Annotated in this window: 1 protein-coding gene; it reads left to right on the top strand. The window is 85.9% G+C overall.

The window, feature by feature from the left end:
• Positions 1 to 441 (top strand): hypothetical protein (locus ACSNN9_RS28650; protein WP_436676417.1); only part of this gene is annotated, 441 nt, incomplete at both ends.

The following is a 441-nucleotide window of genomic DNA, read 5'->3' as shown; positions in this document are numbered from 1 at the left end:
CGCCGGACCGGCCGGGCCCACCCCGACGCTGGTCCGGCTGGTCCGGCGCGGGGTGCCGCGCGTCCGGATGCTGGTCCGGCTGGTCCCGCGCGGGGTGCCGCGCGTCCGGACGCTGGTCCGGCTGGTCCCGCGCGGGGTGCCGCGCGTCCGGATGCTGGCCCGGCTGGTCCCGCGCGGGGTGCCGCGCGTCCCGATGCTGGCCCGGCTGGTCCCGCGCGGGGTGCCGCGCGTCCGGACGCTGGTACGGCTGGTCCCGCGCGGGGTGCCGCGCGTCCCGATGCTGGCCCGGCCGGTCCCGCGCGCTCCGTCGCGCCGCCACCCGGCGCCGCCGGGACGGCGTCCGCCGCCGTGCCGCCGCCCGCCCCGAGCCCGGGCGCGCCGCCCGGTCCGCGCCGCCCCGGGCCCGGCCCGTCCGGCCCCGATACCCCGCCGGGCCCGGGG

Source organism: Micromonospora sp. URMC 107 (genome assembly GCF_051386315.1).
Taxonomy (GTDB): Bacteria; Actinomycetota; Actinomycetes; order Mycobacteriales; family Micromonosporaceae; genus Micromonospora.
The sequence above is the reverse complement of the archived record's forward strand: the minus strand, read 5'-3'. Positions and strand labels throughout refer to the sequence as shown.